This window comes from Amycolatopsis dongchuanensis (assembly GCF_039542405.1).
Lineage (GTDB): Bacteria > Actinomycetota > Actinomycetes > Mycobacteriales > Pseudonocardiaceae > Amycolatopsis_E > Amycolatopsis_E sacchari.
In genome coordinates, this window is the sequence record NZ_BAABIB010000062.1 from 28,864 (window position 1) to 46,389 (window position 17,526).

Here is a 17,526-nt window from a genome sequence, read left to right on the forward strand (position 1 = left end):
CGGTGGCACGTGACGCGAGTCACTCTAAAGAGTGAGACAAGAGGTGCGCAAGCAATGAACGAAAAGATGCAACTTTCGAACTACTGGCGGCGGCCGGTCGAACCCCGGACCACCAGCTCCGGGGTGTACAGCAGCTCCTCGGCGGCGACCGTCCCGCCGGAGATGCGCTTGACGAGCAGCTCCACCACCGCCCGCCCCATCGATTCGATGGGCTGGCGGATCGTCGTCAGCGGCGGGTCGACGCACTGCATCAGCGCCGAGTCGTCGTAGCCCACCACGGACACGTCGCCGGGCACCGAAGCGCCCTGGCGCCGGACGCAGCGCACCGCGCCGAGCGCGAGCAGGTCGCTCGCCGCGAGGATCGCGGTCGCCCCCGCCCGCAGCAGCGCCGTCGTCGCGGCCTGCCCGCTCTCCAGCGAGAACATGCCGTGCGAGACCAGGTCCTCGCGGAAGTCCTCGCCCAGCTTCGCCCGGTACGCCTCGAGTTTGCGGCGCGACGGCACGTGGTCCGGCGGCCCGAGCAGCAGCCCGACCTTCTCGTGCCCGAGCGAGAACAGGTGGTTGAGCGCCTGCTCCACCGCGACGGCGTCGTCGCACGAGACCTGCGGCAGGCCGAGGTGGCCGATCGCGGCGTTGACCAGGACCGTGGGCAGCTTGCGCTCGACCAGCCGCCGGTAGTGCTCGTGCGAGGCGTCCGCCTGCGCGTAGAGCCCGCCCGCGAACACCACGCCCGAAACCTGTTGCTGCAGCAGCAGGTCGACGTACTCCGCCTCCGAGACCCCGCCCGCCGTGCCGGTGCACAGCACGGGCGTGAAGCCCTGCTGCGCCAGCCCGTTGGCCATGATCTCGGCGAGCGCGGGGAAGATCGGGTTCTGCAGCTCGGGCAGCACGAGCCCGACCAGGCGGGCGCGTTCCCCGCGCAGCTGGGTGGGCCGCTCGTAGCCGAGCACGTCCAGCGCGGTGAGCACCGCGGTGCGCGTGCTCTCCGCGACCCCGGGCCGTCCGTTGAGGACCCGGCTCACGGTGGCCTCGCTGACCCCCACCTTGCGCGCCACTTCGGCCAGTCGTCGTGTCACGTCTGCAAGTATGCGACAAATTTCTGAAAACGGCTGCAAGATTTTCCGGCGGTTAAGATCGTGTCGCGGATCCGAGCACCGGGGAGGGGGGTTGGGCGGCGAACGAGGTCAGGTCGAGGCGGAGTTCGTGCGCGCGCTCGGGCAGCTCGCCGGCCCGATCCGGGGAACCGTCCTCGTCGTGCTCAGCGCCTTCGGGGTGCTGTCCACGCCGGCCGCCGCCCTGCCGCTGGCCTTCGCGCTGCTCGCGCTGGCCGTCGTTGCCGGCGCGGTGGACTGCTACCACGGCATGACCGGCCGCGCCGGTCCGCTCGCGTATGTCCTCACGTGCGTCAGGGCCGTCGCGATCTGCGTGACGCAGCCGTGGACGGTGCCCGGGCTGTGGGCGCCCAACGTCCTGACGATCACCGGCATCACGATGCAGTGGCAGTGGCGGCCGCGCCTGACGGTGCCGGCCGTCGCCGGGTTGCTGGTGCTGGAAACCGTCGTGGTGGGTTTCGACGACGCGGCGTCGACCCTGGCCCGCGTCGTGGTGGAGACGACGCTCGCGCGGCTGGCGTTCGTGCTGCTGCTGCGGGCCACGCGCTGGATCGAGCAGGTCCGCGAGCGGCAGGTCGCCCTGCAACGGGCCGAAACCCTCGCGCTGGAACGGCGGCGGCGCGACCGCGAGTACCTGGCGCTGCTGCACGACACTGCGTCGGCGACCTTCCTCATGGTCGCGGTGCACGAGGCCGAACCGGCCGCCGTCGCCGAGTACGCGCGCCGCGATCTCGCCGTGCTGACCGGGGAGAACGGCGCGCACGAAGGGCTCGTCGACCTCGAACCCTCCCTGCGGGGGATCGCGGCGCAGAGCCCGCTCGCGGTGGAGATCTCGTGGGCACCCGTGCCGCTGCTGCCCGCCTCCGCCGCGCTCGCGCTGGTGCGCGCCGTGCGGGAAGCGCTGCTCAACGTCGAACGCCACGCGGGCGTGGACAGCGCGGAGATCACGGTCGAGTCCAAAGGGGACGGTGCCGTGGTGACCGTGACCGACCGCGGGGCCGGGTTCGATCCTGGCGCGGTTTCCCCGCGGCGGCGGGGCATCCGCGGTTCGCTCGTCGAGCGGATGGAGTCGGCGGGCGGCACCGCGACCGTGACCTCCCGGCCCGGCGCCGGGACCGTCGTCCGGCTGGGGTGGCCGCGTGGCTGAACCGTTCCTGCCCGGGCGCGTGCTCGCCGCGATCCGGATCGTGCTCCTCGGGGTGACGGCGATCCTGCAGGTCGGGCTCGCCGGATCGGCGTTGTTCCAGAACCGGTCCGGGTACCACCCCGGCTGGCTCAACGAGACCGCGTACGCGGTGCTGCTGGTGGTGGTCGTGGTCAGCGCGGCGTGGGTCCTGCGTGGCCGCCCGGTGCCCGCGGCGGTCGCGTTGCCGGGTGCGGCCGTGGTGCTGCTCGCCGCGGCGGCCGCCGCCACGACGGTCCCCCCGCAGTGGTACCTGCTGCCGCAACACTGGGCGTTCGGGCTCGTCGGCTGGCACCTGCTCCTGCTGCTGCTCGACCGGATCCGCCCGCTGCTGGCGGCGTTCGCGCTGCACGCGCTGGTCGGTGGCACGCAGTTCCTGCTCGCGGCCCCGCTCGACCGGATCCGGCTCGGCGAGACCGCGATCGCGATCTCCAGCGTGCTCGGCTTCCAGCTCGCCGTGGGCCTGCTCGTGCGGTGGGTGGCACGCCGTCTCCGTGAGGTGACGGCGCTCGTGGCGGAACGGGACCGGGCGGCCACCCGTGCCGCGCTCGCCGAGCAGTGGGAACGCGACCAGCGGGCGCGCTCCGCCGGGCAGCTCGGTACCCTGCTGCCGCTGCTCGCGGGGCTCGCGGACGGCACGCTGGACCCCCGTGCCGAGGACGTCCGCGCCCAGTGCGCGCTCGCCGCCGCCCGGCTGCGGCGGCTGTTCGCGGAGAACGACGACGTGCCCGACCCGCTCGTGCACGAGGTGTCGGCGGCGCTCGACCTGGCCGAACGCCGCGGGGTCGAGGTGTCGTTCGCGGTCAGCGGGGAAGCCGTGCCGGTGCCGACGCCGGTGCGCCGCGCGCTGACCGAACCGGTGCTGGCCGCGCTCGCGGCCGCCCGCACCCGCGCGCGGGTGAGCCTGCTGCGGACCGAAGTGGAGGTCCGCCTCGCGGTGCTGGCCGACTTCGCCGTCACCCCGGGGATCCCCGCACGTTCCCCAGGCGTCGAAGTCACGAGTTCCACCCACGGGGACCGGACGCGGATGGAGGCGAGATGGCAGGTGACGAGCTGACCGCGGTCGTCGTCGACGACCACCCGGCGGTGCGCGCGGGCGTCGCGCACTGGCTGGCGTCGGGCAGCCCGCCGATCAGGGTGGTCGCGGAGGGGGACGACGTGCGGGCCGCGTGGCTCGACGGCGCGGACGCCGACGTGGTGATCCTCGACCTGCACCTCGGCGGGCCCGCACCCGCGCTGGGCGACCTGAAGCGGCTCGCGGCGGCCGGGCGCCGCGTGGTCGTCTACTCGATGCGCGCAGACGACGACATCGCGCTCCGCTGCCTCGAACTCGGCGCACTGTCCTACCTCACCAAGGCCGAGGGCGCCGAGCACCTCGTCGAAGCCGCGCGTGCGGCGGCGGACGGCCGGCCGTACACGCCACCGTCGCTGGCGGGCGCGCTCGCGGGGGACCGCTCGGCGCACCGCCCCGCCCTGTCCGCGCGCGAGACCGAGGTGCTCGTCGAGTGGTTCCAGTCGGAGTCCAAGGACTTCGTCGCCCACCGGCTCGGCATCAGCCAGAACACGGTCAACTCGCACCTGGAGCGCATCCGCGTGAAGTACGCGCAGATCGGGCGGGAGGCGCCGACGAAGGCCGCGCTCGTGGCCCGCGCGATCCAGGACGGGCTGATCAGCGTCGACGACCTGTGACCGTGTGGTGCGAACGGCCCACCCCACCGGTGCTCCGGACGGGTTAGCGTCGCGGCCATGAGGGGTGGAGTGCGGCTGATCGCTGCCGCCGTGCTGGGGGTGCTGCTGACCTCGTGCGCAGGCGGGGACGAGGAGCCGGAGCCGCCGCGGGCCACGGTCAACCCCGCGCTGCCCGCGGCGACCGCGCTCAGCGACCCCGCCACGCCGGTGCCCGCGGGCACGTTCGGCGTGGTCAAGTCGCACAGCACCGGCGACACCCCGCCCGACGGGGTGCTGGCGGTCAAGGTCGGCAAGGTGCGGCGGGGCGAGGCGGGCGAGTTCAAGGACGTCAAGAGCCTCACCGGCAACAGCACGGCCGTGCAGCGGGCCACGCCGTACTTCGTGAACGTGCACTACGCCGTGCTGGCAGGGGATCCGCACGCCAGCCCCGTCCGGAAGTTCACCGCGGTCGACGCCGCCGGCACCCGCGCGAACGCCCTGAGCGTCCCGGACTCGCTGGAGAAGTGCGAGGACCCCGCCACCGAGCAGGGGGTCACCGAGCTGCGGGCCGAGCAGGTGCGCTGTGCCGTCCTGTACTTCGACGACCCGGCGGCCACCCCGGCCGCCTTCGTCTACGTCGACCGGACCGCCTACCCGGACGGCGACCACGCCGTGCGGTTCGCGGCCTGAGATTTTTCGTTACACAGCAAGGAGTTCCCCAGTGAAGCACGTCCGTTCCGCCCTGCTCGCCGCCGCCGTCCTCGCCCCGGTGCTGCTCACCGCGTGCGGCAGCGACGACGAACCCACGGTCGCCGCGCCGGCGCCGAGCACGACCGCCGAGTCCACCGCGTCCAGCGCGCCGAGCAGCTCGGCGGCCTCCTCGGCGCCCGCGAGCGCGGGGGAGACCACCGCGCCGGGCACCGAGCTGAAGGTGGGGCAGCGCGCGGTCGTGCCGTTCGAGTACGGCACGTCGAAGAAGGGCACCATCGCGATCACCGTCACCGCGATCGAGCGCGGGGAGAACGCGGACCTGGCGAAGTTCGGCGACCGCGCGAAGGGGATCGTCCCGTTCTACGTGCGGGCGACCGTCGAGAACGTCGACGGCAGCGACCTGTCCTACAGCTCGCTGCGGCTGCGGGGCGTGGGCCCGGACGGCCGGTCCACCGGCGTGATCATCACCGGCGACACCGACAAGTGCGAGTCCGAAAGCGCCGACAAGGACTTCAAGACCGCGGGCGCGAAGTACGACACGTGCGTTCTCACCGCGGCCCGTGAGGGTGGCAGCGTGGCCGGGGCGGAGTTCGACGCCGGTGGCGACGCCTACTCCGACGACCCGGTGGTCTGGAAGGGCTGAGCGGAAGCCCGGGGCAGCTCGAAGTGCCAGATCAGCATGGCGGGCACGCCCTCGCCGGCTGCTCGCGCCGCCCCGGGCACCATCGCCGCCAGGCTCCAGGGCCAGGTCTCCCACGGGCCCGGTGCCGCCGACGCGGGCTGTTCCCGTTGTGGCACAACGAGTTCCTCGCAGCCGCGCACCAGCAGCCCCGCGGTCAGCGCGGCACGCAGGTAGTCGCCGACCAGGTGCCGGTGGCTGACCACGCGTGCCGGTTCCCCGCCGGGACCCCGTACGGGCGGCACCGAGCCGCGCGCCACCGCCTCCGGATGCACGTCGGCGAGCACGACGTGCCCGCCGGGCCGCAGGACCCTCGCGAACTCCGCGAGTACCGGCGCGAGATCCCGCACGTGCGTCAGCGCCAGACCGCAGACTACGACGTCCACAGTGGACTCATCGACCGGGAGCCGCTGCAGCTCGCCGAGGAGGAACTCGGCGGAAGGCACGCGTTTCCGGGCGCGCTCGAGCATTTCCGGTGAGCTGTCCACGCCGATGACGCGGTGCCCGCGGCCGGCCAGCCATTCCGCGTACCGGCCCGTCCCGCACGCCGCGTCGAGCGCCACGCCCGGCGGCAACGGGTCCACGATCCGCCGCACCTCGGGTTCGTCGAGGGCGAACGCCGCATTGCCCGGCTGGTCATAGGTTTCCGCCCACACGCGGTAGCCGTCGACGGTGCTCACCTCGGCGACTTCCACGCCCGTCAGGGAATCGTCGGCGAGCAGGCGCCGGACCTCGGCGATCCGCGACTCGGTGAACTCCCGGTCGTACTCCCCGGTGAAGGCGCGCAACAGGGCGATGCCCTCGATGCCGAGCAGGTAGGCCAGCGGGTGCTCGTAACTCACGGGAAGTGAAGTTAGGACCGATCCTCCCCGGCGGCCACCTGTTTTTCCGCGGCCCTGGCGAGGACGTCACGCAGGTAGCGGTGTTCCGGGTCGTCGTCGTACATCGGGTGCCACCACATCGCCTCGACGAGCGGGCCCGCCGGGAACGGGCACGGGAGCGCGCGCACGCCGAGCTCCGGCGGGATCCGGTCGGCCAGGCGGCGTTGCAGCAACGCCACCCGGTCGCTCCCGGCGATGAGCCCCGGCACGGTGAGGAACGTTTCGGTCACCACGCGGACGTCCGGTTCGATGCCGGTGAGCCGCAGCTGCCGCGCGGCGTGGCTCGACGCGGTCGGGCCGTGGTAGGTCGCCACCCACGGCATGGCGGCCAGCTGCGTCATGGTCAGCGCCTCGCCGACGTCGGCGTCCGCCGAGACCAGGCACACCCACTCGTCGCGGTAGAGGTCCTGGCACCGCAGGTCGGTGAGGAACCCGTGGGGCATCAGCAGGAGGTCGAACCCGGTGAGGACCTGCACGGCTTCGTCGATCAGCTGCGGGGTGTGCGGGATGAGGCGCAACCGCGTGTCCGGCGCCTCCTCGGCGAGCAGCGCCGCGACGGCCGGGCCGAGCACCGCCACGAAGTAGTCGCTGACCAGCAGCCGGAACTCGCGGGTGCTGGCCGCGGGGTCGAACTCCGAGCCCGTCGTGAACACCCGCTCGATCCCGGACAGCGCGAGCTGCACGCGGTCGCGCAACCGCGACGCGAGCGGCGTGAGCCGGTACTGGTTGCCGGTGCGGGCGAGCAGTTCGTCGTCGAAGTGGCGGCGGAGTTTCGCCAGCTGGGCCGACACGGCGGGCTGGCTCAGGCCCAGCTGTTCGGCGGCCCGGCTCACGCTGCGGTGCTGCAGGAGCGCGTCGAGCGCGACCAGCAGGTTGAGGTCGAGCCTGCTCAGGTTCACGCCCCGCACGGTATCAGTGCCAGTGATAACGCGCATAGGCGATTTCGTCTTCCCTGATGACGCTTTCCGGTCGACAGTGGGTTCGTCGCTCAAGGAGGAACCGACGTGATCCACGACCGCACCGATCCCGAAGGCGCGATCGCCGCCGCGGCCAAACGCTGCTCCAACTGGGGCCGCTGGGGCACCGACGACGTGCTCGGCACCCTGAACTTCCTCGACGAGACCAAGCGCCGGGAGGGCGCGGCACTGGTCCGCCGGGGCGCGAGTTTCCCGCTGGCGCAACGGTTCGAGGCCGACGGCCCGCAGAAGGGCTGGCGCCGCCGGACGAACCCCGTGCACACGATGCTCGACACCGGGCTGGACGCCGAGCGCGGGGTCCAGGGCTTCCCGCACGGCATCGGCGGCGCGGACGACGTGGTGTTCATGCCGCTGCAGGCTTCGACGCAGTGGGACGGGCTCGGCCACATCTTCGACCACGGCACCGCCTACAACGGCCGCCGCGCCGGGGACGTCGTGACCAGCGAGGGCGACCGGTTCACCGGCATCGAAACGGTGGCCGGGCGCATCGCGGGACGTGGGGTGCTGCTCGACGTCGGCCGCGTGTGCGGCGAGGACGGGGAGCTGCCCGACGGGTTCGCGATCACCGCCGACCACCTCGAAGCCACCATCGCCGCGCACGGCGACACCGCCCGCGTCGGCCGGGGCGACCTGCTGCTCGTCCGCACGGGCAGGCTGACCAGGGCCCGGCGCGAGGGCTGGGGCGACTACGCGGGCGGGCCGGCGCCCGGGCTGTCGTTCACCACCGCGGATTGGCTGTACGAAACGGAAATCGCCGCGATCGCGACCGACACGTGGGGGTTCGAGGTGCGGCCCAACGAGTTCGACGAGGCGTTCCAGCCGCTGCACCAGGTCTGCATCCCGCACATGGGCCTGTTCCTCGGCGAGATGTGGGACCTCGACGCGCTGGCCGCGGACTGCGCCGGAGACGGCGTGTACGAGTTCTGGCTGACCGCGGACCCGCTGCCGGTCACCGGCGCGGTCGGTGCACCGGTCGCCCCGGTCGCGGTGAAGTGAGGGAGCAGCCATGCCAGCCGTGAACAACGTCCTCGTGGTCGGCGGCGGGCTCGCCGGCACCGCCACCGCGATCGCGCTCGCCGGGCGCGACGTCGCGGTCGACCTGATCGAGATCAAACCCGACATCGCCGCCATCGGCTCCGGGATCACCTTGCAGGGCAACGCTTTGCGTGAACTGCGCAGGCTCGGCGTGTGGGAACGCGTCAGCGCGGAGGGCTACGGGTTCGACGGCCTCGGCCTGCGGGCACCCGATCCCGCGGGCACGCTGCTGGTGGAGGTGCCCGACGTCCGCACGGGCGGACCGGACCTCCCCGCCGCGATGGGGATGCCACGCCCGGCGCTGGCGCGGATCCTGCTGGACCGCGCGGCCGAAACCGGGGTGAAGACCCGCTTCGGCGTCACCGTCACTGAACTCGACACCGAAGGCGCGGTGACCTTCTCCGACGGCTCCACCGGGCGGTACGACCTCGTCGTCGGCGCCGACGGCATCCGCTCGTCGGTCCGGCGGCTGCTCGGCATCGAGCTGGAGACCCGCGCGACCGGCATGGGCATCTGGCGGGCGTTCGGGCCCCGCCCGGCGTCGGTCACGCGCACGGACCTGTTCTACGGTGGGCCGTGTTACATCGCCGGGTACTGCCCGACGGGGGAGAACTCGCTCTACGCCTACGTCGTGGAGAAGGCGCAGGACCGGTCGATGCTCACCGCCGACGAGCGGCTCGCGACGATGCGCGAGCTGGCTTCGGCCTACCACGGCCCGTGGGACGAGATCCGGGAGACGCTCACCGACCCGTCCCGCGTCAACTACACCTGGTTCGAAACCCACGTGCTGCCGCCGCCGTGGCACCGCGGCCGCGTCGTGCTCATCGGCGACGCCGCGCACTCCTGCCCGCCCACCCTCGCGCAGGGCGGGGCGCAGGCGCTGGAGGACGCCGCGGTGCTCACCGAACTGCTGCTGGCCGCCGATGTCCTCGACGAGGACCTGTGGCGCGCCTTCACCGACCGCCGTTACCAGCGGGCGAAAACCGTCGTCGACGCCTCGAACCAGCTCGGCCAGTGGCTGCTCGACTCCGAACAGGGCGACGTGCCCGGCCTGATGCGGCGCGTCGCCGATCTCGTCTCCCAGCCCGCCTGAACCATGGAGGACACCTTGACCGACCGGCTCATCACCCACCTGCGGCACGTCGATCTCGCCGTTCCGGACCTGGCCCGGCAACGGGACTTCTTCGCCGGCGCGTGGGGCCTGACCACCGAGCACACCGACTCCGGTATCGCGTTCCTCGCCGCCGAGGGCTCGCCCGAGCAGTACGTGATCCGGCTGCGCCAGGCGAACGACAAGCGCATCGACCTCATCTCGTTCGGCGCGGACACACCGTCCGATGTAGACGCTCTGGCCGAGCGGCTGGCGACGTCCGGGGTCCAGCTCGTCAGCGAACCGGGCTCGCTGCACACACCCGGCGGCGGCTACGGTTTCCGGTTCTTCGACAACGAGGGCCGCACGATCGAGATCAGCGCCGACGTCGCCGTCCGGCAGCACCGCAAGATCGAGGCGGGCGAGTCCGTGCCGGTGCGGCTGTCGCACGTCGTGATCAACTCCGCCGATCCCGAGGGCACCCGCGCGTTCTACGAGAAGCACCTCGGGTTCCGGCTCTCGGACATCCTGATGCACCCGCGCATGGGCGAGATGATGTGGTTCATGCGGATCAACTCGTGGCACCACAGCCTGGCGATCGCCCGCTGCCCGCACCCGGCGCTGCACCACGTCTCGTTCGAGATGCGCGGGCTGGACGAGTACATGCGGGGGACCGGGCGGCTGCTGCGCGCCGGTGTGGAGAAGATCTGGGGCCCCGGCAGGCACCTGGCGGGCAACAACACCTTCAGCTACTTCCTCGACCCGCACGGCAACACGATGGAGTACACCACCGAGCTGGAGCTGATCGACGAGGACACCTGGCACCCGCACCTCTACGACTTCAGCGATCCCGAGGTGAGCGACCAGTGGGGCACGGCGAACGCGATGAACGAGTTCGTCGCGCGGAAGTCGTTCAACGACCCGGACAAGGGCCTGTTCGTGGCCCCGCCGGTGTGAAGGGGAGCCGATGCGTTTCGCCACCTACTCGCTGAACGGTGTCGTGCGGGCGGGGGTCGTCGCCGACGACGGCATCCACCCGCTGCCCGAGGGGACCACGGTGCTCGACCTCGTGCGCTCGGGCCTGCCCGCCGCACTGGAAACCGGTGCGTCCGTCCTGAGTGGACAGCCGGTGCCGCTGGCCGACGTCCGGTTGCTGCCGCCGCTGGATCCGCCGACCGTGCGGGACTTCGTCGCCTTCGAGGAGCACGTCGAGGGGATGGTCGCCCCGGGGGCGGTCGCGCCCGAGTGGTACCAGGCACCGACGTTCTACTTCACCAATCCTCATGCCCTGCTGGGAGCTTTCGACGACGTGCCCGTGCCGCCCGGCTCGGAGCTGTTCGACTTCGAGCTGGAGGTCGCGGCCGTCGTCGGCAAGGACGGTTCTTCGCTGGCGCCGGAGGAGGCCGAGATCTTCGGGTACACGGTGTTGAACGACTGGTCGGCCCGTGACCTGCAACGGCGTGAGATGAAGGTGCAGCTGGGGCCGTCGAAGGGCAAGGACTCGGCGACGACGCTCGGCCCGTGGCTGGTGACCGCGGACGAACTGGAGTCCTATCGCGACGGTGACAGGTTCCTGGAGCTGGACCTGCGGGTGTCGGTGAACGGCACGGAGGTCGGCCAGGACCTGTTGTCCAACATGGGCTGGCCGTTCGAGGAGCTGGTCTCCTACGCCTCGCGTGGTACGTGGGTGCGTGCCGGGGACGTGCTGGGCTCGGGCACGTGCGGCAACGGCGGGTGCCTCGCCGAGCTGTGGGGCCGGGGGCGGGAAATCCCGGCGCTCAAGCCGGGTGACGTCGTGGAGATGACGGTCGAGGGCATCGGCACCATCCGCAACACCGTCGTGGCTGGCGTCGAGCTGCCTCCGGTGCGCCCGGCGCGGCCCCGCCCGCGGAAACGCAAGCGGTGACCGGACGCGTGGCCGGGAAGACGGTGCTCGTCACCGGCGCGGGGCAGGGCCAAGGCGCCGCGGAGGCGCGGCTGCTGGCCGACGAGGGGGCCCGGGTGATCGGCGTCGACCTCGGCGAGGAACCCGCGGAACCCCTGCCAGGCGTGGAGTACGTCCAGCTCGACGTGACCGACTCGGCGGGCTGGACGGCCCTGGCGCGCGACCTGGACCGGGTCGACGGTCTCGTCGCGAACGCCGGGATCACCTGGCGGGCACGGCTCGGCGAGGTCGAACCGGCCGACCTGGCGCGGGTTCACGACGTCAACGTGGGCGGCACGGTGCGGGCGATCCAAGCCGTGCTGCCGGTGATGCCGCGGGGCGGGTCGATCGTGGTGGTCGGCTCGGCCGCGGCCCTCACCGGGCACTTCCCGGTGGCCTACACCGCGAGCAAGTGGGCGTTGCGGGGGCTGGCCAAGGCCGCGTGCCTCGAACTCGGGCCACGCGGGATCCGCGTCAACGCCATCCACCCCGGCTACGTCGAAACACCGATGACCGGTTCGGCCGCCCCGGCCTTCCGCGACGCGAACGTGGCCGAAACCCCGCTCGGCCGCACCGGCAACGTCGACGACGTCGCGCCGCTCGTGTTGTTCCTGCTCAGCGACGAGGCGTCGTTCATCTCGGGAGCCGAGATCCCCGTCGACGGCGGCCTCACCGCTCACGGCGGCGTCAAATCGATCAGTGAAGCCATGAAATAGGAGTTTTCCGTGTTCGAGTACTTCCCCGGCAACTACGTCTGGAACCTCGGCGTCGTCGCCACGCTCAACAGCGGCGGGCTGATCGACGAGGTGGACCGCGCCTGCCGCCCGATCTACGACGCCGCACAGCGCGGCGAGGACGCGGGCACGCCCGACTTCCTGCGTGCCTGGACCGCGCTGACCGACCAGCTCGTCGCCCAGGCCGAGGAGGCCGAAAGCGCGGGGCACACCCTCACCGCGGGGCAGCTCTACGCGCGCGCCACCAACTACCTCTCCCAGGCCGAGCGCCTGCAGAGCGCGTCCGCGCCCGGCCGGGCCGACGTCTACCGCCGCGTGCTGGCGTTGCAGCAGAAGGCGTTCGACCTCAAGGACCCCGGCATCACGCGCGTCGAGATCCCTTACGAGGGAACCACTTTGCCGGCGTACTTCAGCGCCGCGCCGGTCGACGGGCCCGCGCCGGTGCTGATCCTGTGGAACGGGCTGGACTCGACCAAGGAGCACATGTACTCCTCCGGCCACTGGGCGGAACTGGCCGCCCGCGGCGTCTCCTGCCTCATGGTCGACTGCCCCGGCTCGGGTGAGGCCCTGCGCCTGCAGGGCCTCACCGCCCGCATCGACACCGAGGCCTGGGCCGCGGCGTGCGTCGACTACCTGGAGACCCGCGACGACGTCGACACCGCCAGGATCGGGCTCGCGGGCTGGTCGCTCGGCGGCTACTACGCGCCGCGGGCCGCCGCGTTCGAGAAGCGGCTCGCGCTCGTCGTCGCGTGGGGCGCCAACCACAACTGGGGCGCGGTGCAGCGCCGCCGGATCGAGCGCGAGGGCGAGCGGCCCGTGCCCCACTACTGGGAGCACGTGCTGTGGGTGTGGGGCCACGACGACCTGGAGAAGTTCCTCGACTTCGCCGACGGGGTGCACCTCGACGGCGTCGTCGAGAAGATCACCGTGCCGTTCCTCATCTGCCACGGGGAGAACGACCGCCAGATCCCGCTCGCCTACGCCCACCGCTCCTACGAGCAGGCGGTCAACAGCCCGAACCGGCAGCTGCGGATCTTCGGCGCCGACGAGGGGGCGACCGAGCACATCGGGCTGGACCACCTGCCGCACGTGAGCACCTACATCGCCGACTGGGTCGCGGACACCTTGAAGTCCTGACGCAGGAGCACCAGCAGCGCCGCGGCCGCGCACACCCCGGCGTTCACGCCGATCGCCGGGGTGAGGCCGGTGCCGACCGCGACGGCGCTCAGCACCGGCGTCCCGAGCGTGATGCCGACCTGCTGGCTCATCGTGGTCAGGCCGGTGGCCAGGCCCTGCTCCCCGTCCGGCAGCCCGGACGTCGCGGTGACCATGAACCCGACGATCGCGACCAGGTTGGCGACCCCGCCGGCGAACGTCGCGACGAGCAGCAGGGCGATCCAGCCCGGTGCCGGGCCGAGCAGCACGAGCGGGGCGGTCGCCGCGGCCTGCACCAGGAACCCGGTGACGATCGTGCGCCGGGGCCCGATCCGCGCGATCAGCCTCGGCCCGAGCAGGCCGCCCAGCACCGTGCCCGCGCCGAGCACCGCGAAGGACAGCCCCGCCCCGAGCGGCGAGAAGCCCAGCACGTCCTGCAGGTACAGGGTCAGCAGGAACACCAGCGACGTCTCCGTGGCGAACGCGAGGAGCCCGGCGACATTGCCCCAGCGGACGTTCGGGCGGGCGAGGATGCGCACCGGCACAAGCGCCGCGTCCCCGGCCCGCCGCTCGATGTGCCGGCACAGGGCCAGCAACGCCACCCCGGCGGCCAGCGGCAGCAGCACCCGCGGGTCGCGCCACGGGTGCGTGCCCGCGGTGCTCGCGCCGTAGACGATGGCGAGCAGGCCCAGCGTCACCGTGAGCGCGCCGGGCACGTCCAGCGCCGGCCGCCGGTCCGGGCGGCTTTCGGCGAGCACGCGGGGCGCGGTCAGCAGCGCGAACACCGCCACCGGCACGTTGAGGAAGAACGCCCACCGCCAGCTCAGCAGGTCGGTGAGCACCCCGCCGAGCACGGCACCCGAGGTGAACCCGGCGGCCATGAGCGAACCGTTGAGCCCCAGCGCCCGTTCCCGCAGCCGTCCCTCGGGGAACGACGTGGTGAGCAGCGACAACGCCGCCGGGGTGACGGCCGCGGTCGCCAGGCCCTGCGCCGCCCGCGCGGCCAGCAGCACCGTCGGGGACGTCGCGAGGCCACCCGCCAGCGAACCGGCGCCGAGCAGCGCCATGCCCGCGAGGAACAGCCGCCGCCTGCCGAACAGGTCGGCCACGCGCCCGAACAGCAGCGTGAACCCGGCCGCGCACAACGCGAACGCGGTGGCGACCCACTGCAGGGAGTCCAGGGTGAACCCGACGTCGTCGCCGATCGCGGGCAACGCCACGTTGAGCACGGAGAAGTCGACCGCGAGCGTGAAGTTCGCGGTGAGCAACAGGACGAGGGCCAGCCGCCGCCCCGTCGCCCGTTCCACTGTGGTCATATCCCGGTGTCCTTTCCGCGGATTCCTTGTCCACGGACGACTTTCACGCCGGGCGGGAGGGGCTGCCAGCACCCTGCGCGGGGTAGCACTCGCAGGGATACCTTCGCCCCGGCGCGGACGCGGCAGAATGGGGGCATGGCGAGTCGTTCGGAGCTGGGGGAGTTCCTGCGGAGCAGGCGGAACCGCGTGCGGCCCGAGGACGTGGGCATCCCGTCCTACGGCCCGCGGCGCGTGCCCGGACTGCGGCGGGAGGAGCTGGCGCAGCTCGCGGGGATCAGCATCACCTACTACACGCGGCTGGAGCAGGGGCAGAGTGGGCAGGCGTCGGAGTCGGTCATCGAGGCGCTGGCCCGCGCGCTCGCCCTCGACGACGACGAGCGCGCGCACCTGCACGACCTCGCCCGCCCCACTCCCGGGAAGCCGCGGCGGCGGCCGCGCCCGGCGAAGGTGCGGCCCGGCACCGAGCGGCTGGTGCACGCGATGGGTGACGTGCCCGCGGTGGTGCTGGGCGTGCGCACCGAGGTCCTCGCCTGGAACACGCTGGGCCACCGGCTGCTGGCCGGACACCTCGACCCGGCAGCGCCCGGCCGTCCCGCCGACCGGCCGAACCTGACCCGGATGCTGTTCCTCGACCCGCACCACCGCGACCTGTACGCGCGCTGGCCCGAGGAGGCCGCCCGCGCGGTCGCCTCGCTGCGGCTCGTGGCGGGCCGCCACGCCGACGACCGGGAATTGGCGGAGCTGATCGGCGAACTGACCATGCGCAGCCCGGAGTTCGCGGCGCTGTGGGCGAAACACCCGGTGGCGACGTGCGTGTCGGGCACCAAGTACTTCCGGCACCCGGAGGTCGGCGAGCTCGTGCTGGACTTCGAGGCGCTCCTGCTCGCCGACGAGCCGGGGCAGCGGATCCTGACCTACACGGCCGAACCGGGCTCAGCCTCGGAAGCCGCGCTGCGGCTGCTGGCCACGACTGTCCACACGCGACAGACGCAGCTCACTTCCTGACGTCGGCCCCGTGGGAGAACGAGGCGGATTCCTTGCCGTGCTGGGGTTCCGTCTGCCGCCGCAGCCGGGGGAGCACCCGCTCCAGCGCTTCGACGAGCAGGTCGGCGAGGTCGTGGCTGAAGCCGTTGCGCACCACGATCCGGAGCACGGCGAGGTCTTCGCGGTGCGCCGGGAAGGTGTAGGCGGGCACGAGCCAGCCCTGTTCACGCAGCGCGGCGGACACGTCGAACACCGAGTACCCGGTCTCGCCGTCGGCGAGGGTGAAGGCGAAGACGGGCAGCTGCGTGCCGTCGGTGAGCAGCCGGAACGGGCCCAGCGCGGCGATCCGTTCCGCGAGGCTGGAGGCGACTTCGCGGCAGTACTGCTGGACGCGCGTGTACCCGGCGTGGCCGAGGCGGAGGAAGTTGTAGTACTGCGCGACGACCTGCCCGCCCGGCCGTGAGAAGTTCAGCGCGAAGGTGGGCATTTCGCCGCCGAGGTAGTTGACGCGGAAGACGAGGTCTTCCGGGAGCGCATCGGTGTCGCGCCAGACGACCCAGCCGACACCCGGGTAGACGAGCCCGTACTTGTGCCCGGACGTGTTGATCGACGCGACCCGCGGCAGGCGGAAGTCCCACTCCAGGTCCGGGTCGCAGAAGGGGGCGATCATCGCGCCGGACGCACCGTCGACGTGGACCGGGATGTCCCAGCCGCGCTCTTCGTGCAGCCGGTCGAGGGCGGCGCAGATCTCGGCGACCGGCTCGTAGCTGCCGTCGAAGGTGGAGCCGAGGATGGCGACCACGCCGATGGTGTTCTCGTCGCAGTACTTGACGGCTTCCTCGGCGGTGAGGTGGAAGCGGTCGCCCTCCATCGGCACCAGGCGGGCCTCGACGTCCCAGTAGTTGGCGAACTTCTCCCAACAGACCTGGACGTTGATGCCCATGACGAGGTTCGGGCGGTCGGTCGGCAGCCCAGCCGCGCGGCGGCGGTGCTGCCAGCGGCGTTTGAGGGCGAGGCCCGCGAGCATGCACGCCTCGCTGGAGCCGGTGGTCGAGCAGCCGACCGCGTGGGCGGGGCCGGGGGCGTGCCACAGGTCGGCGAGCATCCGCACGCACCGCTGCTCCAGGTCGGCGGTGCGGGGGTACTCGTCCTTGTCGATCATGTTCTTGTCGAAGCACTCGGCCATCAGGTCGCGGGCCGTGGGCTCCATCCAGGTGGTGACGAAGGTGGCGAGGTTGAGCCGCGCGTTGCCGTCGAGCATGAGCTCGTCGTGGACCACCTGGTAGGCGGTGTCGTGGTCGAGCTCGCCGTCGGGCAGCCGGTCGCGGGGGATGGTGACCGGTTCGCGCGTGAAGACCGGATTGACGGCCACGTTCTCGCGCGAGGCGCCCCCGGGCTGCGACGGGTTGGCCAGCGGCATGGAGTCCTCCCGGAGGTTTCGCCCGCGCCCGGTGGTCGTGGGCGCGGGTTTGACCTTACGACAGCCGCGGGCGGGTGGCGTCGAGGTGAACGGCGGGGCGCCGTGTCGGGGGTGGTTTCGGTCGCGGTGTGGGGGTCGGTGGCGGTCGGGGGCGACGGCGCGGCGGATGGCGGTGGCGGTGGGCGAGCGGCGGTGGCTCAGCGGCGGGCGGCGATGGCGGCGGCGCGACGGTGGTGGCGCGGCAGAGCGGCGGCGGGCGGCAGCGGCGCGACGGTGATGGCCCGGCAGAGCGGCGGCCGGCGGGCGGCAGTGCGGCGGATGGCGGTGGCGGTGGGCGGCGAGGGTGGAGGCGGCACGACGGTCGCGGCGGCGATCCGCGGGGTGCGGGCGAGAGCGGCGATGGCTGCTGCGGCGATCGCCCTCAGAGGCGACCCGCTGCGGCGGCGATCGGCGAGCTGGGCGGGGTCGGCAGTGGGGGCGCGTTGGGCGGCAGTGGCGAGGGCGGCGCGCTGCGGCGGCGATCGGTGAGCTGGGCGGGGTCGGCAGTGGGGGCGCGTTGGGCGGCACTGGCGGGGGCGGTAGCGGTGGGCGGCGACCGGTGAGCTGGGCGAGGGCGCGGCGGGCGGTGGCTGCGGCGGCGATCGCCCCCAGAGGCGA

The 17,526-nt window shown here is 72.7% G+C and carries 17 protein-coding genes; 12 read left to right on the forward strand and 5 right to left on the reverse strand.

Going from position 1 to position 17,526, the window contains the following annotated elements; all coding sequences use genetic code 11:
- Nucleotides 1-80: 80 nt before the first annotated feature.
- Nucleotides 81-1,076, reverse strand: coding sequence for a LacI family DNA-binding transcriptional regulator (locus ABFX51_RS14210; RefSeq protein WP_091512309.1), 996 nt, complete (start codon nucleotides 1,074-1,076; stop codon nucleotides 81-83).
- A gap of 91 nt (nucleotides 1,077-1,167) precedes the next feature.
- On the opposite strand from ABFX51_RS14210, the gene ABFX51_RS14215 reads away from it, so the two are divergent.
- The 5 genes from ABFX51_RS14215 to ABFX51_RS14235 are packed head-to-tail and all read left to right on the forward strand — an operon-like array spanning nucleotide 1,168 to nucleotide 5,317.
- Nucleotides 1,168-2,259: a sensor histidine kinase gene (locus tag ABFX51_RS14215; protein ID WP_177228862.1), complete on the forward strand. Its 1,092-nt coding sequence runs from the start codon at nucleotides 1,168-1,170 to the stop codon at nucleotides 2,257-2,259.
- A complete protein-coding gene (locus ABFX51_RS14220; protein WP_346053926.1) occupies nucleotides 2,252-3,352 on the forward strand; it encodes a hypothetical protein in 1,101 nt (366 codons plus the stop codon). Before ABFX51_RS14215 ends, ABFX51_RS14220 begins: the two co-directional genes overlap by 8 nt.
- The gene (locus ABFX51_RS14225; protein ID WP_091512311.1) at nucleotides 3,334-3,984 is read left to right on the forward strand and encodes a response regulator; all 651 of its coding nucleotides are present in this window, start codon (nucleotides 3,334-3,336) and stop codon (nucleotides 3,982-3,984) included. The genes ABFX51_RS14220 and ABFX51_RS14225 overlap by 19 nt, the downstream gene beginning before the upstream one ends.
- A gap of 57 nt (nucleotides 3,985-4,041) precedes the next feature.
- On the forward strand, nucleotides 4,042-4,653 hold the full coding sequence (locus ABFX51_RS14230; RefSeq protein ID WP_346053927.1) for a hypothetical protein: 612 nt from the start codon (nucleotides 4,042-4,044) through the stop codon (nucleotides 4,651-4,653).
- Nucleotides 4,654-4,684: 31 nt separating this feature from the next.
- On the forward strand, nucleotides 4,685-5,317 hold the full coding sequence (locus ABFX51_RS14235; protein WP_346053928.1) for a hypothetical protein: 633 nt from the start codon (nucleotides 4,685-4,687) through the stop codon (nucleotides 5,315-5,317).
- Here the strand turns inward: ABFX51_RS14235 and ABFX51_RS14240 are convergent.
- Together ABFX51_RS14240 and ABFX51_RS14245 are read right to left on the reverse strand one after the other, a co-directional pair.
- A complete protein-coding gene (locus ABFX51_RS14240) occupies nucleotides 5,284-6,195 on the reverse strand; it encodes a class I SAM-dependent methyltransferase (protein ID WP_346053929.1) in 912 nt (303 codons plus the stop codon). The two genes, ABFX51_RS14235 and ABFX51_RS14240, sit on opposite strands and share 34 nt — an antisense overlap.
- 11 nt (nucleotides 6,196-6,206) lie before the next feature.
- Nucleotides 6,207-7,133, reverse strand: a complete 927-nt coding sequence (locus ABFX51_RS14245; protein WP_091512369.1) for a LysR family transcriptional regulator — start codon at nucleotides 7,131-7,133, stop codon at nucleotides 6,207-6,209.
- Nucleotides 7,134-7,238: 105 nt separating this feature from the next.
- Between ABFX51_RS14245 and ABFX51_RS14250 the strand changes: the two genes are divergently transcribed.
- The 6 genes from ABFX51_RS14250 to ABFX51_RS14275 are packed head-to-tail and all read left to right on the forward strand — an operon-like array spanning nucleotide 7,239 to nucleotide 13,131.
- Entirely contained in the window at nucleotides 7,239-8,207 is a 969-nt protein-coding gene (locus ABFX51_RS14250) for a cyclase family protein (protein WP_091512321.1), read from the forward strand.
- A gap of 10 nt (nucleotides 8,208-8,217) precedes the next feature.
- Nucleotides 8,218-9,339: an FAD-dependent oxidoreductase gene (locus tag ABFX51_RS14255; RefSeq protein ID WP_346053930.1), complete on the forward strand. Its 1,122-nt coding sequence runs from the start codon at nucleotides 8,218-8,220 to the stop codon at nucleotides 9,337-9,339.
- A 15-nt stretch (nucleotides 9,340-9,354) separates the two neighbouring features.
- Entirely contained in the window at nucleotides 9,355-10,293 is a 939-nt protein-coding gene (locus ABFX51_RS14260; protein ID WP_346053931.1) for a VOC family protein, read from the forward strand.
- Between the two features lie 10 nt (nucleotides 10,294-10,303).
- Nucleotides 10,304-11,242, forward strand: coding sequence for a fumarylacetoacetate hydrolase family protein (locus ABFX51_RS14265; protein ID WP_346053932.1), 939 nt, complete (start codon nucleotides 10,304-10,306; stop codon nucleotides 11,240-11,242).
- Complete coding sequence (locus ABFX51_RS14270; RefSeq protein WP_245783242.1) at nucleotides 11,239-11,976, forward strand: SDR family NAD(P)-dependent oxidoreductase; 738 nt, start codon at nucleotides 11,239-11,241, stop codon at nucleotides 11,974-11,976. The genes ABFX51_RS14265 and ABFX51_RS14270 overlap by 4 nt, the downstream gene beginning before the upstream one ends.
- A gap of 9 nt (nucleotides 11,977-11,985) precedes the next feature.
- Nucleotides 11,986-13,131: an alpha/beta hydrolase family protein gene (locus ABFX51_RS14275; RefSeq protein WP_091512326.1), complete on the forward strand. Its 1,146-nt coding sequence runs from the start codon at nucleotides 11,986-11,988 to the stop codon at nucleotides 13,129-13,131.
- Here the strand turns inward: ABFX51_RS14275 and ABFX51_RS14280 are convergent.
- Nucleotides 13,092-14,465 carry an MFS transporter gene (locus tag ABFX51_RS14280; protein ID WP_091512328.1) on the reverse strand — a complete coding sequence of 458 codons (1,374 nt, stop codon included), beginning with the start codon at nucleotides 14,463-14,465 and terminating at the stop codon, nucleotides 13,092-13,094. The genes ABFX51_RS14275 and ABFX51_RS14280 overlap by 40 nt on opposite strands.
- 135 nt (nucleotides 14,466-14,600) lie before the next feature.
- Between ABFX51_RS14280 and ABFX51_RS14285 the strand changes: the two genes are divergently transcribed.
- Nucleotides 14,601-15,470: a helix-turn-helix transcriptional regulator gene (locus tag ABFX51_RS14285; RefSeq protein WP_346053933.1), complete on the forward strand. Its 870-nt coding sequence runs from the start codon at nucleotides 14,601-14,603 to the stop codon at nucleotides 15,468-15,470.
- Here the strand turns inward: ABFX51_RS14285 and gad are convergent.
- Nucleotides 15,460-16,869 (reverse strand): glutamate decarboxylase, encoded by a 1,410-nt coding sequence (gad, locus tag ABFX51_RS14290; protein WP_346053934.1) that lies wholly within the window; start codon nucleotides 16,867-16,869, stop codon nucleotides 15,460-15,462. The two genes, ABFX51_RS14285 and gad, sit on opposite strands and share 11 nt — an antisense overlap.
- Between the last annotated feature and the right edge of the window lie 657 nt (nucleotides 16,870-17,526).